Annotated in this window: 36 protein-coding genes; 15 read left to right on the top strand and 21 right to left on the bottom strand. The window is 41.0% G+C overall.

The window, feature by feature from the left end; genetic code table 11:
• Positions 1–42: 42 nt before the first annotated feature.
• From ABID99_RS14260 to ABID99_RS14250, 3 genes are all read right to left on the bottom strand, one after another.
• On the bottom strand, positions 43–369 hold the full coding sequence (locus tag ABID99_RS14260) for an iron-sulfur cluster assembly accessory protein (protein ID WP_091168048.1): 327 nt from the start codon (positions 367–369) through the stop codon (positions 43–45).
• 134 nt (positions 370–503) lie between these two features.
• Positions 504–917, bottom strand: coding sequence for a Fe-S cluster assembly scaffold IscU (gene iscU, locus ABID99_RS14255; RefSeq protein WP_076378185.1), 414 nt, complete (start codon positions 915–917; stop codon positions 504–506).
• A 121-nt stretch (positions 918–1,038) separates the two neighbouring features.
• Positions 1,039–2,250: an IscS subfamily cysteine desulfurase gene (locus tag ABID99_RS14250; RefSeq protein WP_188831696.1), complete on the bottom strand. Its 1,212-nt coding sequence runs from the start codon at positions 2,248–2,250 to the stop codon at positions 1,039–1,041.
• A 110-nt stretch (positions 2,251–2,360) separates the two neighbouring features.
• On the opposite strand from ABID99_RS14250, the gene ABID99_RS14245 reads away from it, so the two are divergent.
• Together ABID99_RS14245 and ABID99_RS14240 are read left to right on the top strand one after the other, a co-directional pair.
• Entirely contained in the window at positions 2,361–2,513 is a 153-nt protein-coding gene (locus ABID99_RS14245; RefSeq protein ID WP_373614126.1) for a hypothetical protein, read from the top strand.
• Between the two features lie 7 nt (positions 2,514–2,520).
• Positions 2,521–2,760 (top strand): VOC family protein, encoded by a 240-nt coding sequence (locus ABID99_RS14240; protein ID WP_373614124.1) that lies wholly within the window; start codon positions 2,521–2,523, stop codon positions 2,758–2,760.
• 13 nt (positions 2,761–2,773) lie between these two features.
• On the opposite strand, the gene ABID99_RS14235 is transcribed toward ABID99_RS14240, so the two are convergent.
• A complete protein-coding gene (locus tag ABID99_RS14235) occupies positions 2,774–3,883 on the bottom strand; it encodes an NHL repeat-containing protein (RefSeq protein WP_373614122.1) in 1,110 nt (369 codons plus the stop codon).
• A 242-nt stretch (positions 3,884–4,125) separates the two neighbouring features.
• Between ABID99_RS14235 and ABID99_RS14230 the strand changes: the two genes are divergently transcribed.
• From ABID99_RS14230 to prmA, 5 genes are all read left to right on the top strand, one after another.
• Positions 4,126–4,374 (top strand): type B 50S ribosomal protein L31, encoded by a 249-nt coding sequence (locus ABID99_RS14230; protein WP_090524811.1) that lies wholly within the window; start codon positions 4,126–4,128, stop codon positions 4,372–4,374.
• Positions 4,375–4,438: 64 nt separating this feature from the next.
• The gene (locus tag ABID99_RS14225) at positions 4,439–5,623 is read left to right on the top strand and encodes a GlmU family protein (RefSeq protein ID WP_354482121.1); all 1,185 of its coding nucleotides are present in this window, start codon (positions 4,439–4,441) and stop codon (positions 5,621–5,623) included.
• Between the two features lie 116 nt (positions 5,624–5,739).
• Positions 5,740–6,504 (top strand): triose-phosphate isomerase, encoded by a 765-nt coding sequence (tpiA, locus tag ABID99_RS14220; RefSeq protein WP_090524814.1) that lies wholly within the window; start codon positions 5,740–5,742, stop codon positions 6,502–6,504.
• Positions 6,505–6,624: 120 nt separating this feature from the next.
• Entirely contained in the window at positions 6,625–7,095 is a 471-nt protein-coding gene (locus ABID99_RS14215; RefSeq protein WP_090524816.1) for a hypothetical protein, read from the top strand.
• Between the two features lie 55 nt (positions 7,096–7,150).
• On the top strand, positions 7,151–7,987 hold the full coding sequence (gene prmA, locus ABID99_RS14210; RefSeq protein ID WP_354482124.1) for a 50S ribosomal protein L11 methyltransferase: 837 nt from the start codon (positions 7,151–7,153) through the stop codon (positions 7,985–7,987).
• 87 nt (positions 7,988–8,074) lie between these two features.
• Here the strand turns inward: prmA and ABID99_RS14205 are convergent, their stop codons facing one another.
• Together ABID99_RS14205 and ABID99_RS14200 are read right to left on the bottom strand one after the other, a co-directional pair.
• Entirely contained in the window at positions 8,075–8,716 is a 642-nt protein-coding gene (locus ABID99_RS14205) for an NAD(P)-dependent oxidoreductase (protein WP_354482127.1), read from the bottom strand.
• 53 nt (positions 8,717–8,769) lie between these two features.
• Positions 8,770–9,177, bottom strand: coding sequence for an Rrf2 family transcriptional regulator (locus ABID99_RS14200; protein WP_354482130.1), 408 nt, complete (start codon positions 9,175–9,177; stop codon positions 8,770–8,772).
• A 386-nt stretch (positions 9,178–9,563) separates the two neighbouring features.
• Here ABID99_RS14200 and ABID99_RS14195 point away from each other — a divergent pair, with 386 nt between their 5' ends.
• The gene (locus ABID99_RS14195; protein WP_373614121.1) at positions 9,564–9,830 is read left to right on the top strand and encodes a helix-turn-helix domain-containing protein; all 267 of its coding nucleotides are present in this window, start codon (positions 9,564–9,566) and stop codon (positions 9,828–9,830) included.
• A 23-nt stretch (positions 9,831–9,853) separates the two neighbouring features.
• Here the strand turns inward: ABID99_RS14195 and ABID99_RS14190 are convergent, their stop codons facing one another.
• From ABID99_RS14190 to ABID99_RS14165, 6 genes are all read right to left on the bottom strand, one after another.
• Positions 9,854–10,975: a GNAT family N-acetyltransferase gene (locus tag ABID99_RS14190; RefSeq protein WP_176624046.1), complete on the bottom strand. Its 1,122-nt coding sequence runs from the start codon at positions 10,973–10,975 to the stop codon at positions 9,854–9,856.
• Between the two features lie 84 nt (positions 10,976–11,059).
• Entirely contained in the window at positions 11,060–11,254 is a 195-nt protein-coding gene (locus ABID99_RS14185) for a hypothetical protein (protein ID WP_090524826.1), read from the bottom strand.
• Positions 11,255–11,394: 140 nt separating this feature from the next.
• Entirely contained in the window at positions 11,395–11,946 is a 552-nt protein-coding gene (gene scpB, locus ABID99_RS14180; RefSeq protein ID WP_090524828.1) for an SMC-Scp complex subunit ScpB, read from the bottom strand.
• A gap of 72 nt (positions 11,947–12,018) precedes the next feature.
• Positions 12,019–13,143, bottom strand: coding sequence for a cyclic dehypoxanthinyl futalosine synthase (mqnC, locus tag ABID99_RS14175; RefSeq protein WP_176624050.1), 1,125 nt, complete (start codon positions 13,141–13,143; stop codon positions 12,019–12,021).
• Positions 13,144–13,289: 146 nt separating this feature from the next.
• Positions 13,290–14,792 carry an ATP-binding cassette domain-containing protein gene (locus ABID99_RS14170; RefSeq protein WP_373614118.1) on the bottom strand — a complete coding sequence of 501 codons (1,503 nt, stop codon included), beginning with the start codon at positions 14,790–14,792 and terminating at the stop codon, positions 13,290–13,292.
• Between the two features lie 97 nt (positions 14,793–14,889).
• Positions 14,890–15,114, bottom strand: coding sequence for a hypothetical protein (locus ABID99_RS14165; RefSeq protein WP_090524834.1), 225 nt, complete (start codon positions 15,112–15,114; stop codon positions 14,890–14,892).
• 362 nt (positions 15,115–15,476) lie between these two features.
• Between ABID99_RS14165 and ABID99_RS14160 the strand changes: the two genes are divergently transcribed.
• A complete protein-coding gene (locus ABID99_RS14160; protein ID WP_175489913.1) occupies positions 15,477–15,644 on the top strand; it encodes a hypothetical protein in 168 nt (55 codons plus the stop codon).
• 82 nt (positions 15,645–15,726) lie between these two features.
• On the top strand, positions 15,727–16,182 hold the full coding sequence (locus tag ABID99_RS14155) for a PA2169 family four-helix-bundle protein (RefSeq protein WP_373614117.1): 456 nt from the start codon (positions 15,727–15,729) through the stop codon (positions 16,180–16,182).
• Between the two features lie 79 nt (positions 16,183–16,261).
• Here ABID99_RS14155 and ABID99_RS14150 read toward each other — a convergent pair whose 3' ends face one another.
• Complete coding sequence (locus ABID99_RS14150; protein ID WP_090524839.1) at positions 16,262–16,705, bottom strand: hypothetical protein; 444 nt, start codon at positions 16,703–16,705, stop codon at positions 16,262–16,264.
• A gap of 126 nt (positions 16,706–16,831) precedes the next feature.
• Here ABID99_RS14150 and ABID99_RS14145 point away from each other — a divergent pair, with 126 nt between their 5' ends.
• On the top strand, positions 16,832–17,032 hold the full coding sequence (locus ABID99_RS14145) for a hypothetical protein (protein ID WP_373614115.1): 201 nt from the start codon (positions 16,832–16,834) through the stop codon (positions 17,030–17,032).
• Between the two features lie 172 nt (positions 17,033–17,204).
• Here the strand turns inward: ABID99_RS14145 and ABID99_RS14140 are convergent, their stop codons facing one another.
• On the bottom strand, positions 17,205–17,408 hold the full coding sequence (locus ABID99_RS14140; protein ID WP_090524841.1) for a hypothetical protein: 204 nt from the start codon (positions 17,406–17,408) through the stop codon (positions 17,205–17,207).
• 329 nt (positions 17,409–17,737) lie between these two features.
• On the opposite strand from ABID99_RS14140, the gene ABID99_RS14135 reads away from it, so the two are divergent.
• Positions 17,738–18,307 carry an RNA polymerase sigma factor gene (locus ABID99_RS14135; protein WP_090524843.1) on the top strand — a complete coding sequence of 190 codons (570 nt, stop codon included), beginning with the start codon at positions 17,738–17,740 and terminating at the stop codon, positions 18,305–18,307.
• 12 nt (positions 18,308–18,319) lie between these two features.
• On the top strand, positions 18,320–19,411 hold the full coding sequence (locus ABID99_RS14130) for a S1C family serine protease (RefSeq protein WP_373614113.1): 1,092 nt from the start codon (positions 18,320–18,322) through the stop codon (positions 19,409–19,411).
• A 192-nt stretch (positions 19,412–19,603) separates the two neighbouring features.
• On the opposite strand, the gene ABID99_RS14125 is transcribed toward ABID99_RS14130, so the two are convergent.
• From ABID99_RS14125 to pdxH, 3 genes are all read right to left on the bottom strand, one after another.
• Positions 19,604–20,728: an NADH-quinone oxidoreductase subunit D gene (locus ABID99_RS14125; protein WP_090526184.1), complete on the bottom strand. Its 1,125-nt coding sequence runs from the start codon at positions 20,726–20,728 to the stop codon at positions 19,604–19,606.
• 265 nt (positions 20,729–20,993) lie between these two features.
• A complete protein-coding gene (locus tag ABID99_RS14120) occupies positions 20,994–21,491 on the bottom strand; it encodes an NADH-quinone oxidoreductase subunit C (protein WP_090524846.1) in 498 nt (165 codons plus the stop codon).
• The gene (gene pdxH / locus ABID99_RS14115) at positions 21,488–22,135 is read right to left on the bottom strand and encodes a pyridoxamine 5'-phosphate oxidase (RefSeq protein ID WP_090524848.1); all 648 of its coding nucleotides are present in this window, start codon (positions 22,133–22,135) and stop codon (positions 21,488–21,490) included. Before pdxH ends, ABID99_RS14120 begins: the two co-directional genes overlap by 4 nt.
• 108 nt (positions 22,136–22,243) lie before the next feature.
• On the opposite strand from pdxH, the gene ABID99_RS14110 reads away from it, so the two are divergent.
• Positions 22,244–22,807: a YqgE/AlgH family protein gene (locus ABID99_RS14110; protein WP_090524850.1), complete on the top strand. Its 564-nt coding sequence runs from the start codon at positions 22,244–22,246 to the stop codon at positions 22,805–22,807.
• Between the two features lie 175 nt (positions 22,808–22,982).
• Here ABID99_RS14110 and purE read toward each other — a convergent pair whose 3' ends face one another.
• The 4 genes from purE to ABID99_RS14090 all read right to left on the bottom strand — a co-directional run bounded on the left by purE (position 22,983) and on the right by ABID99_RS14090 (position 25,508).
• Positions 22,983–23,483, bottom strand: a complete 501-nt coding sequence (gene purE, locus ABID99_RS14105) for a 5-(carboxyamino)imidazole ribonucleotide mutase (RefSeq protein ID WP_090526185.1) — start codon at positions 23,481–23,483, stop codon at positions 22,983–22,985.
• A 39-nt stretch (positions 23,484–23,522) separates the two neighbouring features.
• Positions 23,523–23,873, bottom strand: a complete 351-nt coding sequence (locus ABID99_RS14100) for a four helix bundle protein (protein ID WP_090524853.1) — start codon at positions 23,871–23,873, stop codon at positions 23,523–23,525.
• Positions 23,874–23,913: 40 nt separating this feature from the next.
• Positions 23,914–25,053, bottom strand: coding sequence for a 5-(carboxyamino)imidazole ribonucleotide synthase (locus tag ABID99_RS14095; protein WP_090524854.1), 1,140 nt, complete (start codon positions 25,051–25,053; stop codon positions 23,914–23,916).
• 65 nt (positions 25,054–25,118) lie between these two features.
• Positions 25,119–25,508, bottom strand: a complete 390-nt coding sequence (locus ABID99_RS14090) for a hypothetical protein (protein ID WP_090524856.1) — start codon at positions 25,506–25,508, stop codon at positions 25,119–25,121.
• A 194-nt stretch (positions 25,509–25,702) separates the two neighbouring features.
• On the opposite strand from ABID99_RS14090, the gene ABID99_RS14085 reads away from it, so the two are divergent.
• Positions 25,703–26,584: a glycosyltransferase family 2 protein gene (locus tag ABID99_RS14085; protein WP_373614112.1), complete on the top strand. Its 882-nt coding sequence runs from the start codon at positions 25,703–25,705 to the stop codon at positions 26,582–26,584.
• The last annotated feature ends 82 nt before the right edge of the window (positions 26,585–26,666 follow it).

Raw genomic sequence — 26,666 nt, 5'->3', positions numbered from 1 at the left:
AAGAGGCGCTCATCGCGCCTCTTTTTATATTTTAAGGTTGAATTATACCGAAAAACTTTCGCCGCAACCGCATGTGCGACTGGCGTTAGGGTTGTGGAAATTGAAGCCCTTACCGTTAAGGCCGTCAGAAAAATCAAGCTCGGTACCGGCAAGGTACAGGAACGATTTCATATCAAGCGCCATACGGATTCCCTGGTCTTCAAAAAACTGATCGCCTTTTTTCTCTTCGTTATCAAAATCAAGATTGTATGATAAACCAGAGCACCCACCGCCCTGAACAGATACACGCAGGAAATAAGAGGCATCAAGCCCTGCATCCTGCATCAGGTGTTCTATTTTGCTTTTTGCTTTATCAGTTACAGTTACCATTTTTTAAAAGAGTCAAGATTGTTAGATTCAAGAGCCAAGATTTTTCACTCGTCTCTTGCGTACCATGCTATGAAGATTTAAGATACAAAGAAGGGAAAGTCTTGTTTTCTTGCCTCCTGCATCTTAAAGTCTTTTTAGTGATGTACTTTTTCGCTTTCAATTGGCGCTAAGCCGTTTTTAACGCGGAAATCATTGATCGCTGCTTTGATAGCATCCTCTGCCAAAACTGAACAGTGAATTTTTACCGGTGGAAGGGCAAGTTCTTCAACGATGTCCATGTTGTCGATTTTCATAGCATCGTCGATGCTTTTGCCTTTAAGCCACTCGGTAGCTAATGATGATGAAGCGATTGCTGAACCGCAACCGAAAGTTTTAAATTTTGCATCGGTGATAACATTGTTATCATCAACCTGGATCTGCAGGCGCATTACGTCGCCGCACTCAGGTGCACCAACTAAACCGGTACCTACTTTGTGGCTGCTTTTATCCAAAGTGCCCACATTGCGGGGGTTAGTGTAGTGATCGATTACTTTATCTGAATATGCCATTGTCTTTTTAATTATTGAATTAGTGAGTTAGTGAATTATTGAATAATTTAAACTCGTAATATTTATTTTTTGTATCTGAAATGAAAAAACCGAAATCGAACCTTCCAAATCCGAAATTAAATTAATGTTCTGCCCACTCAATTGAGTTAAGGTCGATACCTTCTTTAAACATTTCCCATAGCGGTGAAAGGTCGCGCAGGTGGGTAACCGCTTTTTTGGTTACTTCAATTGCGTAATCAACTTCTTCTTCGGTAGTGAAACGACCTAAGCCAAAACGGATAGAAGAGTGTGCCAGGTCATCAGACAGGCCTAAGCTTTTCAATACGTATGATGGCTCCAATGAAGCAGAGGTACAAGCCGAACCTGATGATACAGCCAGATCTTTCATGGCCATCATCAAACCTTCACCTTCAACATATTTAAACGAAATGTTAGCAACATGTGGTAAGCGGTGTTCAACGTTACCGTTTACATAGCTTTCTTCCAACACGGTTAGCGCTGATTGCAATTTATCGCGTAAAGCTGAAAGGCGTTTTGCCTCGCTTTCCATTTCCTGGCCGCAAAGTTCGCAGGCTTTACCTAAGCCAACAATACCCGGTACGTTAAGGGTACCTGAACGCATACCGCGCTCGTGACCGCCACCGTCCATTTGGGCTGTAACTTTAACCCTTGGTCCTTTACGGCGTACATATAATGCACCAACACCTTTAGGGCCGTATATTTTGTGTGCTGATAAAGCCAAAAGATCAATACCATCAGCATTAACGTCAACAGGGATCTTACCAACAGCCTGTACGGCATCGGTCATAAATAATGCACCGTGTTTGTGGGCAATAGCCGAAATTTCTTTAATTGGCTGAATAACACCAATTTCATTGTTGCCATACATAATCGATACCAGGATGGTTTCAGGCGTCATTGCCGCTTCTAAAACTGCAAGATCAACAAGACCGTCTTCTTTAACCGGCAAATAAGTTACTTTGCCGCCCAGTTTTTCAACGTGTTTGCAGGCATCAAGTACAGCTTTATGCTCTGTAACAGTAGTTATGATATGGTTACCTTTCTCTTTGTACATTTCAAACACCCCTTTAATAGCAAGGTTATCTGATTCTGTAGCACCAGAGGTAAAGATGATCTCTTTTTCAGATGCGCCTATCAATTTGGCTACCTGTTCGCGTGCGTAATCAACCGCCTCCTCTGCAACCCATCCAAACGCGTGGTTACGGCTTGCTGCATTACCAAATTTTTCGTTAAAATATGGTAACATAGCCTCCAGTACCCTTGGGTCCATCGGTGTAGTTGCATTGTTATCTAAATAAATTGGGATATTCATAGTCCTTTTGAAATATATTAACAAAACAAAGATACGCAAGTTTTTATTGAAATTCAGCTAAATTCCTTCGCAAATAACCAAAGCTGACCAATAATTTACAATATTTGGACATGAACAAAGTGGAGCACATTGGCATTGCAGTTAACAGTGTTAAGTTAGCAGGGGAAATCTACGCTAAATTATTGAACACACCGGTATATAAAACCGAAACCGTTGAAAGCGAACATGTGCTTACTGCATTTTTGCGAAGCGGACCAAAATAAGATTGAATTGCTCCAGGCGTTGAATGACGATAGTGCTATAGCTAAATTTATAGCTAAAAAAGGGGAGGGGATCCATCATATAGCCTTTGAGGTAGATGATATAGAACAGGAGATGAAACGCCTTAAAAGTGAGGGTTTTGTTTTGTTAAATGATAAGCCTAAACAAGGGGCTGACAATAAACTGGTATGCTTTGTGCACCCCAAAAATGCTAATGGGGTGCTAATAGAACTGTGCCAGGAAATTTAAACTTTAATCGATATTATTTTGCAGGTGGGATAATTTTCCTGATCCTGGCATTTTGTTCGTCGCCAACATATATGTTACCGCTGGCATCTACCGCTATGCCATGGGGGTCATTAAATTTAGCCTGTAAGTTTGCACCATCATAAAAGGCTCTTTCTTTTGTGCCTGCAAGCGTAGTTACCTCGCCACTTGCCGCTATTTTTCTAATCAAGCTTAGGTTATCGGTTACATATATGTTTCCGTTTTTATCTACAGCTACACCCAGAGGCCCGTTGAAGGTTGCCGATGTTGAAGCACCGTTGTCAGATCCGGGTGCAAGCTTGCCGGCAACTGTTGTAACTACCGCGGCGGGGGTTATTTTCCTGATCATATTATTACTATAATCGGCTACATAAATATTATCAGCACCGTCAATAGCTAAGCCTTCCGGTAACCGAAAATTAGCTTCTGAACCGGTTCCGTCTGCAAAACCGGGGCCCGAATGCACATTGCCTGCAAATGTTGTAACATCCTGTGATGGCGTAATTTTTCTGATAATGTTATGATTATCTGTTATATACAGGTTGTCGGCGTGGTCAATTGCTATTCCCGCCGGGCCATTAAAGGTTGCTAACGGGCCTTTTCCATCGTTAAAGCCTATTACTCCCGAACCTGCAAATGTACTCACAGTGCCGTCGGTTGCTATTTTTCTAATTACGTTGTTACCAAAATCGGCAACAAAAATATTTCCTTTCGAGTCGAGCGCAATACCTATGGGATTATCAAATTTTGCCGATTTGGCGGGGCCGTTAACCAGTCCGTCCCCCGTCCCGCCCGCCAGCGTAGTTACAATGCCTTCGGACGTTATTTTGCGGATAGCATTGTTGCCCTGGTCGGTAACATACAGATTGCCGGCGGCGTCTACCGCTACACCATTAGGATTATTGAGTGCTGCATTTGCTCTTAGGCCATCAACATATCCATACGTGCCATTACCTGCCAGGGTATAAGTATGTCCCGGAAGATTTTCTAATTTGGGGTTGTCATCTGTGGCTGGGGCTGGTTTATCTTTACTGCAGCTAAATAATGCTACAGAAGTTGAAATTCCAATAAGTAATAAAGCGGAAATAAATCTTTTATTATTCATGTTTGTGGATATGGTTCAAGTTTGATTATTAAAACAACAAACATCCGGTTTTATTGTAGCTATCGTTAAAAAGCTATCAAATAGTGCAGGGAGACTGTTTCCCCAAATATAAATTTAAAAGTAAACTGATAGGCGTCGTATCTGGTTGATTTTATTTTTAATTTGCTTTTCCAGTTTTCACTTTTATTATTACATTTGCACCTCTTTTAAGTAAAGTACAGAAGGTAAGTTTATATAATATAATGAAAAAAGATCTGCATCCATCAAACTATAGGTTAGTTGTATTTAAAGATATGTCAAACGACTATTCTTTTATCACTAAATCTTGCATCGATACCCGCGAAACCGTTAAATGGGAAGATGGTAACGAATATCCATTGGTTAAATTAGAGATTTCTCACACTTCGCACCCGTTCTACACCGGTAAAATGAAACTGGTTGATACTGCAGGTCGTATTGACAAATTCCGCTCACGTTACAACAAAAAGTAATTTTTGTTTAATTAATATTTACAAGTCCCGGCTTTGCAGTCGGGACTTTTTTTATTTTTGCGCCATGGCAATTATCCTTTTTGACGATAACGCACACCATACGCTGTTACCGCTTACCTATACCCGGCCGGTTGCCGATCTTCGTATCGGGATGCTCACCATTGCCGAAAAATGGGCCAGGCATTTAAAAAGCGCTTATTCTTTTCAAACGCTTGATTACCTAAAGATTAAGTTCCCGGTAAATATTGAAGCTGAAAACGTTTTTATCAATGGCGCTGTATGTCCGGATGAAAACCTGGTTGAAGCAATTGATAAACTGCAAACCGGGCAGGCGCTTAAATACAACGACCAGCTAATAGCCGTTAAACTTAATGCCGCGGATGCGGAAAGCTTTGATGTTAATGCTGATTTTGGCGATGTGGCAAGCTATTATAGCCTTTTTGTATCGATCAAATACCCTGAAGATATTTTCAGGAAGAATGACATTGAGCTTCGTAAAGATTTTCAACTACTTACTAAAGGACGAACAAGCGCGGCTATCAGTTCAACCAACGTTATTATAGGTGATGATTTTTTTGCTGAAGAAGGTGCTGTTGCCGAATGTTCGACATTTAACACGACTAACGGACCGATTTACCTTTCGGCTAATACCGAAATTTGGGAAGGTACCCATATCCGCGGGCCATTTGCCATTTGCGAACATTCGCAGGTGAAAATGGGGACTAAGATTTATGGTGCTACCACCGTTGGGCCGTATTGCCGGGTTGGGGGCGAAATAAATAATTCGGTGATTTGGGGGTATTCGTCAAAAGGCCACGAAGGCTACCTTGGCAACTCGGTTTTAGGCGAATGGTGTAATATCGGCGCTGATACAAATAATTCCAACCTGAAGAATAACTATGCAGAAGTAAAACTTTGGGATTACAGTACACAACGTTTCCGTAAAACGGGCCTTCAATTCTGTGGCCTCATCATGGCCGATCATGCAAAAAGCGGGATCAATACCATGTTTAATACCGGTACGGTAGTGGGGGTAGGGGCCAATGTTTTTGGAGCAGGTTTTCCGCGTAACTTTGTGCCCGACTTTTCATGGGGAGGCGCGCAGGGCTTCGAAGTTTATTTGATCAATAAAATGTTTGAAACCGCTCAGAAAGTATTCGACCGCCGCGATCACCGCGATTTCGATGAAACCGAACAAAATTTATTAACAGCCATATTTGAACTGACGGAGAAGTATAGGCAGTTTTGATTTTTGTGAGTGGTTGATTAGGTGAGTGGGGTAATATCACCATTTAATTGAACTTTGCAACTACTCACCTAATCAACCCAATCAACCATTCACTAAATAAATAAAAAAATAAAATCATGAGAAAGAAAATCGTTGCCGGAAACTGGAAAATGAACCTTGATTACAATGAAGGTTTAGCTTTATTTTCAGAGATCATCAACATGGTAAAAGATGAGGCTACCGGCACGCAGGAAGCAGTGATCTGCAGTCCGTTCATCCACATTCATAGCCTGGTGCAATTATCAAAAGGTTATAGCAAAATTGCTGTTGGCGCACAAAATGCCCACCAGGAAGAAAAAGGTGCTTATACAGGTGAGATCTCTGCTAAGATGATTAAATCTACCGGTGCCGCTTATGTGATCCTTGGCCACTCAGAACGCCGCCAGTATTTTGGCGAAACCAATGCTTTGCTTGCCAAAAAAACGGATACTGCTTTAAAAAATGATCTTCGCCCTATCTTCTGCATTGGCGAAACTTTGCAGGAGCGTGAAGCCAATACACATTTTGATGTGATCAAAACTCAGTTGGTAGATGGCATCTTTCACCTTGATGCTGAAGCTTTTGCCAAATTGGTTATCGCTTACGAACCGGTTTGGGCTATTGGTACAGGTGTAACTGCTACATCAGCACAAGCTCAGGAAATTCACGAGTTCATCCGTAAAGAAATTGCCGCTAAGTATAGCCAGGAAGTTGCTGATGCTACTACCATTTTATACGGCGGTAGCTGCAACCCAACCAATGCTGCCGAACTGTTTGCCCAGCCTGATATTGATGGTGGCCTTATCGGCGGTGCTTCTTTGAAATCGCGCGATTTTACGGATATTGTTAAAACGTTTAATTAATATTAGATATGAGATTTTAGATATGAGATCTGAGACAAGGCCCAAACCAAAGCGGGTTTGAGCTGTTTATGAAAATAAACTCTCAAATCTCATATCTCACGTCTCAAATCTAACAGAAGCATGAAGCTTTTAAAAGTTCTTTTACCCGTTTTGGTCGACTTTGGCGTATTTTGGGCGGTTGTATATCTCAATATGCCCGATCACCCTATGCGCATTGGCGAAATTGGTAACGGTAACCTGTATAGCCTCATGGCCTACTTCAGCCTTTTTTGGCCCTTATTGCTTGCAGATGGAATTCTCACACAGTACCTGATCATCATACCGCTTTGGAATTGGGTTAAACATAAAGGAGCTTCGGCGCGCTTTATTGCCGGAGCCTGCATTGCCCTGGTTTGTATATTATTTGCCGGGGCCCTAAGCTATATTATATGGTTGCCGGAAGATGGATATAGCCCCCTGTTTAGTTTTTGGTGGTATATGACCGAAATACAAGCTGTTTACTGGATTGTTAACTTTATTGTACTGTATTTACTCGACAGGAAGAGGACAAGCGCAGATAGCGAGCCGGTTGAACCTGCAGTTGCAGCTTAAATTCTCTGCCGGCCGACCGGATTTCTGGTGTAGGTTAACAACGAAAAAAATCAAAATGAATTACTACGAACTGTTTTTTACTACCATCACTACCGAAGATTACCAGCAGGACCTGCTGATAAATGCTTTGGGTGAGATAGGTTTTGATACTTTTGAAGAGCTTGAGCTTGGCTTTAAAGCTTATATTCCCGAAGATATTTTTGACCAGCAGGCGCTTGATGAGCAATTATTGCCTTATAAAGACCTGTTCACTTTTAGTTACGAGATAACGCTCATTCCGCAGAAAAATTGGAACGAGGTGTGGGAAAGTAATTTTGAACCTATAGAGATAGGGGATAAGATTTATGTACGGGCAACCTTTCATGAACCTAAACCCGAGTTTCAATACGAGATAGTGATAGACCCTAAAATGGCATTTGGCACCGGGCATCATCAAACCACAGCTATGATGCTGGGGCTGATGCTTGAAAATGAATTTGCCGGTAAAAAAGTGCTTGACATGGGCTGCGGTACGGGGATCCTTGCTATTATGGCAGCCAAACTGGGTGCCGACGATATCACCGCTATTGATTACGACCCGGTTTGTTATGAAAGCACTATCGAAAATTCGGCTTTGAATAATGTGGGCAATATCAAACCACTTTGCGGGTCAAAAGAAGTTATCCCGGATGAGCAATATGATACCATCCTGGCCAACATCAACCGGAATATTCTTATCGACCAGATGCCGCGTTATGCTGAAGTATTAAAGACCGATGGCGAGATTTACTTCAGTGGTTTCTATGAATCGCCCGACCTGGATATCATTACCGACGAAGCCCGCAAGTACGGCCTGAAATACATTACCCATAAAAAAGATAAAGAATGGGTAGCTGCTAAGTTTATAAAGTAAACCCCACCCAAACCCTCCCCTAAAGGGAGAGGGCTTAAGAAGAACGCTTTTAAAAGTCTCCCCCTTTAGGGGGAGATTTAGAGGGGGCTAATACCCCACAGTAAACCTTCTTTTCACAAACTGCTTGTTTTCCAGTTCGTCCAATATAGCAACTGCCAAATCTTCAACTGAAATTTCGTGTTCGTGCTTATCATTAAACACTGGCTCATCCGTACCGGTGCGGTATACACCTGTACGGGTGCCGGGATGCAGGTGTATAGCCGGGCTCAGGAAGGTCCAGTCTAAATCTTCTTCTTTTTTGATGATGTTCAGGTAATCGCGGGCCGCTGTGGCGCCTGTTTTCCATTCGGCAGGGAATTGAGGGCTGTCAACTAATTGTACGCCAGGAGCAATAAAAAGACTGCCTGCACCGCCTACAACCAACAGGCGGCTTATACCAGCTTGTTTAGTGGCCTGTTGTATAGCCTCTGACCCTTTAATAAAATCATTGTACAGGTTAGGATTAGCCCAGCCGGCGTTAAATGAGTTTACAACAGCATCATGTCCTTTCAATGTTTCGGTTAACTCATCAACGTTATATACATCGGCGGTTTTGAGTGTCAATTTAGGGTTTTCAATATCTGTTTTCGGGTTACGGGCTATGGCAGTTACCTCGTATCCACGTTGTAATGCTTCGTTTAAAACGGCTTTGCCTACAAAACCTGTGGCTCCAATTAATGCGATTTTCATTGTTTTTGCTTTTATATTGTAATTAAATTTGTTACAGTTTGTTTTAAATTTTTTTAATCAAATTGATTTACAAAATCAAAAATGCTTATGGTGCTTAGTTTTTTGATAATGGCTGCTTCAACCTCATCGGCCAAATGATCAAGGTGAGCTCCAATTTGCTTACCGACAGGGCAGGCAGGGTTGGGCTTATTTTTAGCCTGGCCTAAAGCCGGCGGCAGTTTTACAGCTTTATAAACATCGGCAAGGGATATTTTTTGCGGGGGGAGAGCCAGGCTATAACCGCCGGTTTTACCTTCCTTGCTTTCAATAAGCCCGCAGGCGCGTAATTTGCGCATTTCTTTACGTACCAGAACAGGGTTTACATTCATACTGCCGGCAACATAGTCAGACGATAATAGCTCGCCCGGCTGTTTGCAAAGCAGGGTTAATACATGGGTTGCTATTTGAAATTGTCCGTTCATTTATCTGTAATAAAAAATATTACAGTACAAAAATGAAATTTTAATTTTAAAAAGAAGAATTTTTTGCGCTTTTTTGCGCACTAAATTACAATGGGATGAAAATCCAGACCTAAATTACTCGAAAAAAATACCGTGTAGCAGGTATGTTTTAGAATGATTTATTTGCTTTAATTTAAGGGATTTGCCAATCGCAATAATTAACTACACTTTAAAATAAAAAATTACGCAAATTAGTTGATAATTAGCGTGATAATAAATATTATTGTAAAGTAATTAACTTTTGCGAAACCTACACTATTAATTTAACCAAATGAAAACTCTCGGAAAAAAAATTCAGATTATTACGTCATCAAAAGGGGTGGAGCCAGGAGGATGTTGCAAAGAGATTGGATATTTCAATTCCTGCTTTCTCAAAGATTGAAACAGGGATCACAGATATTAATTTATCAAGGCTTGAGCAGATAGCAAACCTGTTTGAAATGTCAGTAGTTCAGTTGCTTACATTTAATGATACCGAACAGGATCAGAAATTTGTTAACGAGCTTGAAACCGTTAACAAACGCTTAATGGACCGTGAAACTGAAGTAATCGATTTGCAGAAAAAAGTAATTGAGCTATTTGAAGAACTTCGACATTCAAAAGTAACCGCATAATTTGGTGGCCCGGTTTGACCGGGCTAATCAAAAATGTAACGCATTGTTAAATGCTTTTTGCCAAATGTAGCACCAACTGCTTCGTGGATGGCTATCATTTTGTCGTTAAAATCGCCTACCCAGGATAGTTCAAGCTCATCATAACGCTTGAGAGGCAATACATATTCCTTTAATTTTATAAACATCGCCGATTCGAGGCCGTGCTTCTGGTACTTTTGTTTCGTGCCCATCACAATAGCCCGCATGCGGGATACCCCTTTCCAGCGGTAGTATAAAAATTTAAGTTTACCTATCAGGTCCAGTTTGCCGTTTAGCGGTTTAAGCATCTGGTTGGCATCGGGTAAAATGATCATAAAAGATGCTGGTTCATCATCTACATAGGCAAACCAGATCAATTTTTCGTCCATCAGGGGCTTCATTTTTTCGAAGCTTTCCATGATCGTATCGTATGTGATAGGAACAAAGTTTTCAAAATCTTTCCATCCATCGTTATAAACCTCAATAAAATCAGCTGCGAATTTTTCTATTTTTTTTATTTCAAAGTGCCTGAAATCGTATCCGGGCTTTTTTGCTACCCAATTAGCTATTTTGGTAAATCGCTCGGGGAAAGGTTTATGAGCGTCAACATGGTTAGTGATCTGCGCGTACTGGGTTTTAAAGCCGTACTCATCAAAAAAGGCCTGGTAATACGGATGATTATAGTTCATTCCATAAGAGGGAGGAGTGAAGCCTTCAACCAGCAAGCCCCAAAAGTTGTCGTTTTCGCCAAAGTTGATGGGGCCGTCCATGGCTTTCATGCCGTTTTCCCTAAGCCAGTTTCTCGCGGTATCAAATAAAAGAAAGGCAGCTTCTTTGTTATCGGTACACTCAAAAAAACCCATGCCGCCGGTTGGCTGCTCGTAATTGTATGCCTTTTTTTCATTAATAAAAGCAGCAACCCGGCCAATTAGATGGTCATTGTCATCTGTCAGGATCCAACGGGTACATTTACCATGTTGATGAAAGTTGTTTTTTGCCGGGTTAAATACAGCTTCAATATCATTATCAAGCGGGCAAACCCAGTTATCGTCATCTTTATAAATGATGCGGGCCACATCTAAAAAAGCCTTTTTTGTTGCTTTGTCCTTTACTTCTGTTACTTTCATTTATTGTACGCTACCGGTAGATAATAAAAAAAGCATCCAGAGGCATAGTCTGAATGCTTTGTAAATGTTATGTATTAAAAAGAATTAATAGTCGTCTTCGTCGTCGTCATCGAATGACTCGTAACCCCTGCCCAGATCATCATCTAATGGTCCGTCAAAATCATCATCATCGTCATCAACTACCTTCTTTTTCACTTTTGGGTCAAACTCATCATCATCATCAGGATCATTATCTGAGTTTTCGATCTTTTTAGTGTTCGGTTTCTTTGGCGCTCCCATTGTAATGGATTTTATAAATTAAACTTTGTCAATAATAATAATTAAAATCAGATAAAGAAAAGCGTTTCTAAAATCTTTTACCCTATTGATTCAATAGTAAAAATAATGAAAAATGGTTTTTTTTAAAACAGAAATTAAAATTATTCTGATTGCTCGCCAATGGTGGCCGTGTTGTTTGTAAAGTCCTTAAGTTGAGGTAATTCCTCAATACTGTTAATGCCAAAATAGTCCATAAACAAAGCACTTGTACCATAAAGGATAGGTTTTCCGAGCCCTTCTGATTTGCCAATTATAGCTATTAGCTCTTTTTCGAGTAACTTTTGGATCGAATAATCGCAGTTTACACCCCTGATCTGTTCTATATCGGGCTTAGTTACGGGTTGTTTGTAGGCGATGATAGCCAGGGTTTCCAAAGCGGCCTGGCTTAGTTTTTTCTTTGACCGTTGCAGCTGCAAAAGGTTAATAACAGCATGATATTCCTTTTTAGTGAGAAATTGATAACCATTGCCAATTTTAACCAGCTCAATAGCTAAGCTATGATGCTGGTATTTTTCGTGGATCCTGCCTATAGCATCGGTTACTTCTTGTATATCAAAATCGCGCTCAAAAGCAGCCTGGAGGCAATACATGATCTCCTCCAACCGGATTGCCTGCTCTGATGCAAAAATTAGGGCCTCTATGTATTGTTCCATTTTTAGTCAGTGGCAGTTGCAGTTTTTAGTTGCAGTTATTTTTTTACTGCAACTGCCACTGCTACTAAGGGCTTAATAATTTATAACCTGTTCTTCAATTTCAACGGGGATTTCGCGCCACTCGTATCGCTGGGTACGAAGCTGGGGCTCAAAGCCGGCTTCTTTTATGGATTCCTGGATGCCTTTAGCGGTAAATCTGTGAGGTGCACCGGCTGCGGATACCACGTTTTCTTCAATCATGATCGATCCAAAATCGTTGGCACCGGCGTGCAAGCAAATTTGGGCAACCTGTTTACCCACGGTAAGCCACGAAGCCTGGATATTTTTAACGTTGGGCAGCATAATGCGGCTCAAGGCAATCATGCGGATATATTCGTCGCCGGTAACATTATTGGTAATACCGCGTACTTTACGTAAGAGGGTACCGTCATCCTGAAAAGGCCAGGGGATAAATGCTATAAAACCATAGTTGCCTTCGGGTTTTTCGGCCTGTACCTCGCGGATCCAAACCAAATGTTCAAAGCGCTCTTCAATAGTTTCAATGTGGCCAAACATCATCGTAGCTGATGTTGGCAGGTTAAGTTGGTGAGCGGCACGCATTACATCAAGCCATTCCTTACCGCCGCATTTGCCTTTTGATATCAGGCGGCGTACGCGATCATTAAGAATCTCGGCACCGGCACCCGGTAATGAATCCAGGCCTGCTTCCTTCATTGCTCTTAGTACCTCAATATGCGGCATGCCTTCTAATTTAGCAACGTGCGCAATTTCCGGCGGACCTAATGAATGCAGTTTTAATTTCGGATAAAGCTGTTTCAGTTCGCGAAACAGGTCGGTATAAAATTTCAGTCCCAGGTCGGGGTGATGCCCGCCCTGTAACAGCAGTTGATCGCCTCCGTACCGAAATGTTTCCTCGATCTTCTTTTTATAAGTTTCAATATCAGTAATATAGCTTTCCTCATGACCAGGACGGCGAAAGAAATTACAAAACTTGCAATTGGCTATACAAACGTTAGTAGTGTTAACATTACGGTCAATTTGCCAGGTAACCTTACCATGCGGAACCTGTATTTTACGAAGTTCGTTGGCTGTGTACATCAACTCGGCAGTAGAGGCGTTGTTATACAGGTAAACGCCTTCTTCAAGCGTTAAAAAATCAAACCGCAACGCGCGCTGCAACAGATCGGCTGTATTCATATTACGCAAATATACGCAAGTTGGTAATTTGATTTTAACGGCTGTTAAATAATTGACAAAAAAGATAGAAAAGCAGAAAGCCTAAAGCAAAAAGCCCAAAGCTTGTTATTCCTTCAGCTTTCGGCTTTCAACTTTTGGCTTTCAGCTCAAGAAACTACCTTTCCCTTATCCAACCTCAAAACTTTATCAACACTGTTGGGTATTTCATGTTGATAGTGGGTAACATAAATAAGTGTAACATTACCCAGGCTGCAAATGGTATCAACCAGGTTTTTAAAGTGGAGTTGCTGATGATCGTCCATGCCCTGGCAGGGTTCATCAAAAATAAGCAGTGCCGGGTTTTTAATGAGCGCCCGGGCCAGCAGACAGAGGCGTTGTGCACTTGCCGGGATGTTTTTGAGCAATACGCGAGCGTACTTTTCAATTTCCAAAGCTTTCATCCATCGTAAAGCAATTTCTGCACGGTCTTTATTGCTTGGCCTGAACAAGCCAAGAGTGTCGTAATAGCCCGACTCGATTACCTGCAAACAGCTATTATCAGTAGGGAAGTATTGATGCAGTTCGGGCGATACGAAGCCGATTTTTTTTTTGATATCCCAGATGCTTTCGCCTGTCCCGCGTTTTTTATCAAATAAAACAATGTTGTTAGCATAAGCCTGTGGGTTATCTCCGTTGATTAAGCTTAGCAACGTTGATTTGCCTGCCCCGTTAGGGCCCAACAAAGCCCAATGTTCTCCAGGGTTAATCTGCCAGTTTACATCATCCAGCACCACCTTATCGCCATACTTAATGTATACCTGATCCATTTTTACAATGTGCTTGTAAGCGGTCGGGTTTTTATCGATGTTGAGTAAGGCATTCAACTCGTTGGTATCAATCGTATCGCTTTTATCCTGCTCAAAAAGTTCTGCTTTAAAATCCTGTTTGGGGCTTTCGTGTATAATAACCCCTTTGCTTAACACGGCGACATGGGTAATAGCAGTTGGAATTTCATGGATGGAGGTGGCTATTATGATGTTAATACCTGATACCATGATCTGCTCAATAATCCCATTAAATTCTTCACGGGTTTTTACATCCAGGCCGGTTAAGGGGCTGTCGAGCATTAATAATACGGGATTTTTAAGCAGGGCGGCTGCCAGCATCAAGCGTTTGGTTTCGCCGTTTGATAGTTTGATGATCTGTTTATTGAGCAGTGGTTCGAGCCTTAATAATGAAACTACTCTTTCAAATGTCCAGGATGTACCGGTGCCGGGAAAGTGTGGTATGGTATCAAGATAATCTGTAACGGTAAGCGCATCTTCCGAATCGGATGAATTATAGCGTTGCTGGTAGTAGAAATCAGTAGTGTTTGAAAGGTTGCGGAAATGATGTTTAGGCTCAACCAGTGCTATAAGCTTATGCGGCGTGGCAATATCATTGGCCTTGAAAAATTTGGAGTAATCATTCCAGAAATGATAAACTATTTCGCCGCCTGTGATATTAAAACGCCCGGCTATGGTTTGTAACAGGGCACTTTTCCCCGATCCGCTTTCGCCGATAAGGGCCCAGCTTTCGCCTTTGTTTATATTAAAGCTTAAGCCGGTAAATAATGTTGTGTTTAAAAAACGTACAGTTGCTTTATTTATTGATAGAAGTGCATTTGTCATAACTTAGCCAGTAGAGTAGCGTGTAAATGTACTCATCTGAGTTAAAGCCATAAAAAATTTTTGTGGATTTATGGCGCTTGCTATCCTTCTCCTGTAATTAAGCCGTGCGTTTTAAGGTTTCAGTTGTAGCCGGTATTTCATTGGCCTTTTTGTTAAGCCGGTTCCAGGTGGCAAAGTCGATAGTGAGCGCTTTTACAAAATTTTTGCAGCTCTTGTTAGGGCATGTAAGTACCCAATATTTTTTATGCTGTTCAACATGGGGCCTGTTACCGCATTTAATGCAGTTTTCACATTGAATGTTTGGTTGTACCGGTATTATCATAGTTGGTTGGAGATAAATTGTTAATAAATTATTTTATGCTAAACCAGCACACCTGCTGTGGCCAGCCGGTGTAAACATGTAACCTTCTATAAATTATTGATATGTTTAATTGGTTTATAACTTATATATATGAACGCTTTATGGCAGTGTTTGGTTTTAAAAATTTGAGATTATTTAGAAAATATTTCGAAGATTAAATTCCGGTTAAAGGCGGCAGTTTATTTATCCTCCCCGGAAACATATTGTATATATAGCTATACAATTAATCAGCTTAAATATCCTGTTATCGAAATTGGTTTTCGACAATAAGCCTGAGGTTAAAAAGGCCTGATTATTGCATGCCTTTTTATCAAACATTAACCATGAAAAACGCACATTTTTTATTATTCATTTTCGCCTTATTAACTATGAGCGGGTGCTCGGTTATAGGCGATATTTTTAAAGCCGGGGCAGTAACCGGTATCATAGCTGTAATAATTGTTATCGCTATTATTATTTGGGTGATCTCTTTATTTAGAGGGAAAAGCTAATTTTCATTTTGGATTATTTTTTATATAATTAATTAAACAATTTAATTTTAAAGGGGTTGATATTATATAAAAACATCTAATCATGGAAAATACACAAGCAACCGTAGAGATTTTAAATGATCTGATACAGATCAACAATGACAGGATTGAGGGCTATCAACGCGCCTCAAAAGATTTGAAGGATGGCGACACTGAACTGAAATCGCTTTTTACAAGGTTTATTGGCCAAAGCCAGGGTTACAGGCTTGCTTTGGGTACAGAGGTTAGTGCTTTTGGAAAAGACATTGAAACCGGCACAACCACCAGCGGCAAAATACACAGGGCCTGGCTTGATGTTAAAGCCGCGTTTACCGGGCATGATACCCATAACGTGCTGGAGGAATGCGAATTTGGCGAAGATGCTATTTTAAAAGCATACCGTACCGCGCTTGAAGACGAAAATTTACCAGCCTACCTGCGTGAAACGATCAGCCAGCAGGAAAGTGAACTGCTTGACGCTCATGACGAGATTAAAGCCCTGCGGGATACTGTTCACTAAATTTATTGATAACTAATTAACCACCGGGGGGCAGTTTTATAACTGCTCCTTTTTTATGATTACTGTTAAGCGGTTGGTTTTATGGTTGAGGGATAATGTTTATATTTTTAACTTGCCAGCTATTTTTCTCGGCCCAGTCACCATCAGTATACAACATTTTAACTTCCCAGGCTGATTGTTCCATTTTGCCACTATCGTTCTCAATTTTTACTGTTGATTGTACCTCGTAGCTATTAATTGTTGTATCAATAACCGATTTAAAACTGTTGTTAGGAAAAACCGCTTTTTGAGGTTGTTTCAGCTTTTCCTTTACAAATAATTTTGCCATGGTAAAAGCTTCCTTTGCAGTTGGTTTACGGTTAAGATGAATTGCGCTGTTTTTACTTATGCCAAGCACTACAATAATAAATGTTATCGCAAAAACTATGGCAAAAAGGGTAGCAGTGCGTATATGCGGATGGCGGTGCCAGCCAATACTTTTACGCTCCTCGGCACTAAGCGTTTTCCATTCAGAATATTTCATATTTTATTATGTATCACATTAAGCAATACCAATAGAAATTGTTTGGCGGTTTTGAGCAAAAAAAAAACGCCTCCGGAAAACCGGGGGCGTTTTTTTTAACATAAAAAGTTAAATTACTTTTTAGTAGTGTCTTTTTTAGTGGTGTCAGCTTTAGTAGTATCAGCAGCCATTTTAGAAGTGTCAGCTTTAGTAGTATCAGCAGCCATTTTAGAAGAATCAGCTTTAGTTGAATCAGCAGCAGAAGATGATGAAGAACCTTTACAAGCAGCGAAAGAAACAGCGATAGCTAAAGCTAAAAAGCCTAATATTGAAATTTTTCATGTTTAATTTTTTTAATAAGTGATTTAATAGTTTACAGCTTAATACCAGAAATAAAAAAAGGTAACCCATAATTTTGAAAAAAAATTACAAGTCACCTTTTTTATTGATGGATAACTAAAAAATCAATAGAAAAAGATTAAAAATGATATTTAACTACTTTCTATCTTATCAGAAATAATTATTTCTTGGTGGTGTCTTTTTTAGTAGTATCAGCAACAACTTTAGTAGTGTCAGTTTTAGTAGAGTCAGTAACAACTTTAGTTGAGTCAACTACAGTAGTTTTAGTAGTATCACCTTCAGTTTTTTTAGAGTCACCGTTACAAGCTGAAAAAGAAGCTGCCAGAACTAATGCTACGAATGCTAATTTAAATGTGTTTTTCATTTTCTTAATTTTTAAAATGTTAACGTTTTGTGATCGTTTGTTACTTAATACGCATTAGTTGAAAAGGTAACCCATAAAAATTAAACCTTTGTAAATTCCATAGGGTTTGTAGTTTACGTACCGGTTTTTGCAAGCGGTTTTTTTATTGCAGATTTGCCTGCATAGTTTTTAACATTGGGTTACCTTGTTTACCTGCCGGTATTAACGTTAAATTAATGCAGCACACAATTGTTACAGGTAATGAAATGTAATGCCAATGTTATTAATTTATTTTAGTTTGATTTTTTTTGATAATAGTGGGTTACAATTTGACCTAAATAGTATTAAGAGTGAATAAAGACTTAAAAGCTTCGGCTCCAACAGATAGTGAAATAGTTCTTGGAATACTTAATAACTCGGAAATAGTGCTGAAGAGGCTCTACACAACTTATTTTCCGATGATATTACAGTTGATCATTAACAACAATGGCGATGAGGATGACGCGAAGGATATTTATCAGGAAGCCATTATCGTTCTTTACAATAAAATTAAAGCGGGTGATTTTGAGCTAAACAGTAAGCTTAAAACATATATATACTCAGTTTGCCGGCGGCTTTGGCTTAAAAGGCTGAGCCAAATGAACCGATATGGTGGTGACATCAGGGACTTTGAAGAACACTTACCCGTTGAAGAAGAAATTGATAACCATAACGACAGGGATATCCAGTTTGGTAAAATGGAGAGTGCGCTCCAGTTATTAGGCGAACCCTGTAAAACCATTATGGAAGATTTTTATATAAAAAACAGATCGATGCAGGAGATCTGTGAGCGGTTTGGCTACACCAATGCGGATAATGCCAAAACGCAGAAGTACAAATGCCTGCAAAGGCTGAAGAAACTATTTTTTCAGCAGAAATAAGGAGATCAAGAGATGAGTGATAACCAACTAACAGAATTTATTGAACGGTACCTCGACGGTAGCATGACCGCCGAAGAACGTGTTCAATTTGAGCTGCTTCGCAAAAACGATGCGGCTGTTGAAAGTAAAGTTACCGAACACATTAAATTTATAGGCTTACTGAAGCAATATGGCGAACGCCTTGAGCTTGAGAATCGCTTAAACGCCATTCATAATGAAATTGATGTTCATGCGCTGAAAGAAGAAGTAATGATCCATCCGGTATGGATTGTGCGCATGTGGCGTAATCATCATTCAAAAATATCGGTAGCCGCTTCAATTGCGATCTTTGGCGTTTTGACTATCCTGATCCTGACAGGTAAGCTGAATAATGATAAGTCAAAATATCAGCAACTGAGCGAAAAGATCAACAACATGGAGAAAACGGTTGCTCAGATAGGCCATGGACGTACTCCGATAAAACCCAAAATAACCAGGACACCAGCTAATTTCAGGGGCACCGGTTTTGCGCTTACATCAAATGGTTACCTGGCTACAGACTACCATGTTATTAAAAATGCTGATTCGGTTTATGTGCAGAATGCCGTGGGCGAATCATTTCATGCTAAGGTTATTTATACCGAACCACAGTATGACCTGGCTATTTTACAGATCAATGATCCATCATTTAAAAACCTTGGCCCTATACCATATAACGTTAAAAGGGCCGAAGGCGATCTTGGAGAGAGCGTATACACACTCGGTTACCCGGCCGATAATATGGTTTATGGAGGAGGTTATTTAGCATCGGCAGCAAATTATTCGGGCGATACTACCGAATATGTAATTTCTGTTCCGGTAAACCCCGGCAATTCAGGTGGACCATTACTTGATGAAAAAGGAAACGTGATAGGTGTTATTACCGCGCGTCAAACCCAGGTTGCAGGTGCGTATTTTGCTAAAAAATCAACTTACCTGTTAAAAGCGATACAAAATATCCCAACCGATTCATTATCGAAAACGCTTAATTTGAATACTAAGAATAAATTAGCTGGATTAAGCCGTACTCAACAGAGTAGCAAACTCAAAAATTATGTGTTTATGGTTAAAGTGTATAACCAGTAATCATCAATAGCCCACTCAATAAAAATTAATATATTAAAATGAGAAGAGACACCGTGAGGGGTCTCTTTTTTTGTTTGACAATAGTGTCACGTCATTGCGAGGAGGAACGACGAAGCAATCGCATACCGTACAGGGCGGTCATGCTTCCGTGCGATTGCCGCGCTACGCTCGCAATGACATAATAATTGTTGTCTACCTATCCACCTCGCCTAAAACAAAGTCGATAGAACCTACAATTGCTATCAAATCGGCAATTAATACACCCTTGGATAGCTCGGGCAGCACCGAAAGATTATTAAAGCTTGGCCCGCGGGATTTTACACGGGTTGGGATCTCTGATTTGCCGTCTGTAATAAAATAAAAGCCAAGTTCGCCTTTGGCGCCTTCGCAGCGTACATAATAATCCTGTGCTTTAGGAATTGTTTTGCGGGGCATTTTAGCACGGGGATCAAAATCAGGCGTACGTTTCAATTCTTTCTGCAAACGGTCAAGGCATTGTTCAACTATTCTTAATGATTGCTCAATTTCATCAACACGTACCTTGTACCTGTCCCAGCAGTCGCCAACTTTGCCCATCAGGCCCTGCCCAATCGGGATTTCAAAATCAATTTCAGGATAGGCCGAATAATTATCAATCCGCCGCAAATCCCATTTTAAGCCCGATGCGCGTAACATAGGGCCCGAGCAACCATAGTTAATAGCTACATCAAGCGGCAAAACGCCCACGTTGGCTGTGCGCGAAATAAATACCTGGTTGTCGGTAAGCAATTGGTTTAGCTCAACCATTTTAGGTTTAAAATACTCCACAAAATCCCGGCAGCGTTCTTCAAAGCCAACCGGCAGGTCATAAAATAAGCCGCCTACCCAAATGTAATTGTACAGCATACGAGAGCCCGACGCCCACTCCAGCATCCCCATAATATGCTCCCGGTCCCTGAAACACCACAGGAAAGGGGTAAAGGCGCCTATATCAATGCCGTAAGTGCCAATGGCTATCAGGTGCGATGCTATGCGGTTTAGTTCGCAAACCAGTACACGAATGTACTCCACACGCTTAGGGATATCCTTGTCAATACCCATCATCCGTTCAACACCCATTACAAAGGCGTGGCTGTTGTTCATCGAAGCCAGGTAATCCATCCTGTCGGTAAAAGGGATGGTTTGCTGGTAAGTTAATGATTCGGCATGTTTTTCAAAGCAGCGGTGCAGGTAGCCAATATGGGGGATCACCTCTTTTACGATCTCGCCATCGGTAATTAATTCCAGGCGTAAAACCCCGTGAGTTGAGGGGTGTTGCGGACCTACATTAAGTACCATATCCTCAACGCTGGCCCCGGCTATCTTTTTATTGTACCTGAGGAGTGCTTCTTCGTATTTGGGGTTTGTAATGACCAATTTTATATCCGGTTAAATTTATATCCGGTCATATATTGCTTGGGGCATATTGCCGGATACCAAAAATCAGCTTTTTTTTTTATTTATGGGCTACTTTCGCTGTAAAAATGAAGTAAACAAAGCTGTTATTTAATAGCCTGCCTTTGGCTCATTTTGCTCCGTTAATGCCAGGAAAGTTTATTGGAGGTTAATCTATCCTGATGCCTTTGTAAAATTCAGCGTTCTGGTAATCTTTCCGTAAAGGGAAACCTTCCCAATCATCGGGCAGTAAAATCCGGCGAAGATCAGGGTGGCCTTCAAAGTAAATCCCCAGCATGTCATAGGCTTCGCGCTCATGCCAGTCGGCAGTGCGGTAAACAGGGGTCACGCTTTTAAATTCGGGCAGTTCATTACTTTCTTTTGGATGGGCTTTGCTTATTTTTAAAGTAAGCTGTGTTTTATAGGGGATTGATGCCAGGTGATAAACCACACCATAGCGGTTTGCTTCGTCATTATAATGCACACCGCTCAGGCTCGACAGGAAATCGAAATAAGTTTTGGGATTGTTCCGCAATTCCAGGCATACGGCCGCAATATCATCAGGGTTAATTAACAAGGCGGGTTGCAGACCGCCTGTTTCTTCGCCGGTAATTACGGTATCACCAAGTTTTTCGGTGAGCAGGTTTTTAATATCATCAAAACTCATGGTGCAAGGCGTACTTTTTTCCAGGTTTTTTTATCAGTTTTTTTATACAGGATGCGGTCGTGCATGCGGCTTGGCCGGCCTTGCCAAAACTCAACCAATTGCGGGTTTAAGATATATCCACCCCAATACGATGGTTTAGGCACTTCCTTATCAGCATATTCGGCTTCCAGTTCGTTCCATTTTTGCTCCAATGCATCGCGGCTTTCAATTTCCTGGCTTTGGGGAGATACTATTGCGCCAACCTGGCTGCCTTTAGGGCGCGAATGGAAATATTTTTCAGACTCTTCTTTACTTACTTTTTCAATAGTACCTTCAATACGCACCTGGCGCTCAAGGCCTCCCCAAAAAAATGTTAGCGCGCCCTGCGGGTTCTTGGCAATCTCTTTGCCCTTGCGGCTTAAGTAGTTGGTAAAGAATATAAAACCGCCTGCATGAAAGCCTTTTAAAAGTACAATCCGTGCCGAAGGTTTACCGGTTACGGTGGCAGTTGAAAGCGTCATGGCGTTGGGTTCATGCAATTTTGCCTCCAAAGCTTCGTTAAACCATTGTTCAAATTGTTTAATAGGATCGCCCTTAGTGCTGTTTTCTGATAGGGTAGAGGCACTATAATCCTGCCTTAAATTTTGTATTTCCTGCTGATTCATTTCTATGCAAACTTACAAATTAATTAAACCGTATATAATGATGTAAATCATTATTCGTAATTGAACATATTTTTGCTATGCTTGTTATGTATTTAAACGCTAAACTTTATGCTTAGTCCTATAGCGGCCGCGGCAGGCCATTTACTTATTTCGGAACCGTTTATGATGGATCCGAATTTCAGGAGGTCCGTAATAATTTTAACAGAATACTCTGAAGAAGGAGCTATGGGCTTTATCCTGAACCATCAAAGCGAATATTTACTGGGTGATGTGCTGCCCGATGTATCATACTCCGAAATGCCTGTTTATGAAGGCGGCCCGGTAGCCAAAAATACACTGCATTTTATCCATTGCGCCCCCGATAAAATAGAAGGCGGCATTGAAATAGCCGATGGCCTTTACTGGGGCGGCGATTTTGAGCAGGTGAAATATTTAGTATCCAATTACCAGTTAAGTACCGAAGAAATTAAATTTTTTGCCGGATACTCTGGTTGGACACCGCAACAGCTTGATGAAGAAATAAAAGATGATAGCTGGATAGTAACCGATAAATTTGATATAGAAACACTGTTCACCCTTGATGAGCAAAATCTTTGGCGCCAGGTGGTGATCAGCCTCGGTCAGCGCTATGCCCACATCGCTAATTTTCCGGAAAATCCGGCGTTGAATTAGTGGCAGCTTTTAGTTGCAGCAGCAGTTTTTAATAGCAGTTTGCAGTTTTTAGTGACAGTGGCAGCTTTTAGTAGCAGTAAATAATAAAAGGGCGTGTTCATAAACTTGCCCTTTACTTCTTATAATCTGATTGCTGCTGCAACTGCCACTAACAACTGCCACTGCAAACTGGCAACTATTCTTCCCCTTCCATTTCCCTTGCCGACTCTTCAACTTTCTTTTTAAGGTTTTCTTTAAAGTCGATAAGGTTTTTCACCAGGTACTCATCTCCTGTTGACAGGATCTGTGCAGCGAGGATCCCTGCGTTTTTGGCTGCATTTAAAGCTACGGTGGCTACCGGGATACCGTTTGGCATCTGTAGTATAGATAGGATGGAATCCCAGCCGTCAATAGAGTTGCTTGATTTTACAGGTACGCCAATCACTGGCAAGTGCGTCAATGAAGCTACCATGCCCGGCAAATGGGCGGCACCGCCTGCACCGGCAATAATTACCTTTATGCCACGATCGGCAGCGGCACGGGCGTAGCTAAACATCCTATCGGGTGTGCGATGGGCCGATACCACGGTTATTTCGTATTCAACGCCTAATTCGGCTAAAACATCAGCAGCATCCTGCATTACATTTAAATCGGATTTGCTGCCCATTATAATGGCGACTTTTGTAGTGTTGTTCATAGTTAATGGTTCATAGATCATGGTTCATGGGAAGATCAGCTATATGGAGTTTTTTAACGCCGTGATCATTTTTACCAATACTTCATAATCAGCATAAAAAATTTTAAAGTTTTCTTCAGCGATATAGTTTCTTCTCTTTGCAATAAAAAGACAGCTTACCACTTCAATGGCAGATCTTAGTGAATAACCTAAAAAGACCTTAAAAACTGCTTTACTCTGTCCAGTTGATCCTTCAGCGATATTCAGAACAACAGAATCAGCCGCACGTTTTATCTGTGATGTTAAAATATAAATTTCTTCTTTGGGAAATGTTTTCGTTAGTTGATTTATTTGTTCATCCAAGTCCATAGCTCTCTGCCAAACCTGAAGGTCCTCAAATCTAAATGCCATCTGTTTTACTATGAACTATGATCTATCAACTATGAACTAATTAACTAATTACCTTTAAAGTTTTCTGCACAAACCGTGCCTTTTCAATCGCTTTTTCACGATCTGCGTCAACAATAGTGACGTGGCCCATTTTCCTGAAAGGCTTGGTCAGCGCTTTGCCGTAAAGATGAATATATACTCCCGGTACTTTCAAAATCTTTTCGATACCCTGGTAAATAGCAGGGCCTTCGTAACCGGCTTCACCTAAAACGTTCACCATAATGGCGTTGTTAAGGCAGGCTGTATCGCCCAAAGGCTGATTAAATATCGCCCTCAAATGCTGCTCAAATTGTGATACCACATTGCCTTCAATAGTTTGGTGACCACTGTTATGCGGGCGCGGGGCAAGCTCATTCACCAGGATGCGGCCTTGCTTATCTAAAAACATTTCAACCGCCAGCAAGCCCACAATTTTAAGACTATCGGCAATCTTTTTAGCTATTTGTTCTGCTTTTTGTTGGATGGCGAATGGAAGGGTAGAAGGAGCGATCAAAAACTCCACCAAATTGGCTTTAGGGTTGAACTCCATTTCAACCATCGGGAAAGCGCTGATATCGCCGTTTTCATTACGGGCCACAATTACCGCAATCTCTTTTTCAAAATCTATCCATTGCTCAATCAGGCTCGGCTCTTTAAAAGCGCCGGCAAGGTAGCTTTCATCAATTACTTTATATACACCTTTGCCGTCATAACCATCCTTACGTAGTTTTTGAATATAAGGGAAAGGGATTAAACTTTGTTGTAGCTGTTGGGGTGATGATATGATCTGGAAATCGGCAGTAGGGATATCGTTTTCCTTGAAAAATTGCTTCTGCAAACCTTTATCCTGAATCAGCCTGATAATGCGGGATTGCGGATAAACCAGTACGCCCTCTTTTTCCAATTGTTCAAGGGCGTCAACGTTAACCTTCTCTATTTCAATGGTAAGCAGGTCGACAGTTTTACCAAAGTTATAAACGGTTTCATAATCACCTAATGAGCCTACGGTAAACTCGTCACACAGTTTGCGGCAAGGCGCTTCGCGGTCGGGATCAAGAATTTTAACAGTAACATTATAGTTTATGGCTTGCTGTATCAGCATACGGCCTAACTGTCCGCCGCCTAAAATACCCAGTTTTAAATCTCCGTAAAATGCTTTCATATTTGAAGATGCAAGTTTAGCCTAAATCTTTCAAAAAGCCTATAAATGCTTTAAACAACAATGGTTCAACGTCGTTTTTTGGTCATTAGATAATAGAAAACGCTGTGTACTATGATAAAACTAATGGCCGTAATAAAGTAAAGCGTTTTGTTTTCGGGGTTTAGCTGTAAACGGAAGGCGGTAATGACAAATACAACAGAGCCCGAAAAATAAAGCACCAGCCTTATAGACAGATTGTTGTAATACGCCGGGTTGGCTAAAAACAACATGGGTAGGGTCATTATTAAAATAAAGATGTTGAGTAAAGCCACGCTTTCGGACAAGGAGGGGAGTATCCCGTTTAGGTCCTGGCTTACACCTTTGTGCTGCAGCGAGTAATAAACCGCACTTGCTACAATAGATATGATTACCGAAAAAAGAAAAGTTTTGAAAAGTTGCCTGGCGAGTGCCTTCATAGTGATATTTTATTGATATGTGGTACCGCTAACTGTGCAGTACATTATTATGTGCAAAGTAACGCATCGGGATGCAAACTGCCCTAATCCCAATGTCACAAATTGAAGATACCTGCAATCTGTTGAGCTTGGGAAGCGATGTCTTGAATCTTGTATCCTGAAGTCTTGATTCTGTTATTATCTTTACGCCGCTTATGAAAGTATCCGGTTTTACCTTTATCAGGAACGCTGTACGTAATGATTATCCCATTGTTGAGGCCATTACATCCATATTACCGCTTTGCGATGAATTTATTGTAGTAGTAGGTAACTCCGATGATGGTACCCGGGGATTGATCGAGGGCATCAACTCGCCGGTTATAAAAATCATTGATTCGGTTTGGGATGAATCATTAAGGGAAGGCGGAAAGGTTTTCGCTGCCGAAACAGATAAGGCTTTTGCAGCTATATCGCCCGATGCCGACTGGTGTTTCTATATCCAGGGCGACGAAGCGGTGCATGAAAAATATCATCCGCTTATCAAAAAGGAAATGCATGAAGCTTTAAATAAACCCAACATTGAAGGCTTACTGTTTAAATACCTGCATTTTTATGGCTCATATGACTATTACGGGCATTCAAGGCGCTGGTACCGCCGCGAAATCCGGTTGCTCAAAAATATTAAGGGTATCCATTCATATCGTGATGCTCAGGGATTCAGGCTTGATGATCGTAAAATCAACGTAAAGCTTATTGATGCCTATATATATCATTACGGCTGGGCAAAGCCACCACAAGGGTTAACCCATAAGGTGCGTAACTTTAATAAGTTTTATCACGACGAAACCTGGTTTGCTGAACACTTGCCCGAAACCTATGAGTTTGATTATGGCAATGCAGATCGCTTGATCCGCTTTACCGGCACGCATCCGGCAACCATGCAAAAACGAATAACAGCTACTAACTGGAATATCGATTTTGACTCCAAAAAACTAAGGGCTGGCATGGATTTCCGCCGTAAGGCACTGCAAAAGATTGAAGACCTTACGGGCTGGCGCGTTGGCGAGTACAGGAATTATAATATAGTGGAACGGTAGATAATAAACGCTATTAAAAATAGGTATTTACACTCATAACTTTGGTGGCGCTATGTTGTCAGCAATATTCCTAACCGATGCG

The sequence above is a fragment of the Mucilaginibacter sp. OAE612 genome, assembly GCF_041806395.1.
GTDB lineage: Bacteria > Bacteroidota > Bacteroidia > Sphingobacteriales > Sphingobacteriaceae > Mucilaginibacter > Mucilaginibacter rubeus.
The sequence above is the reverse complement of the archived record's forward strand: the minus strand, read 5'-3'. Positions and strand labels throughout refer to the sequence as shown.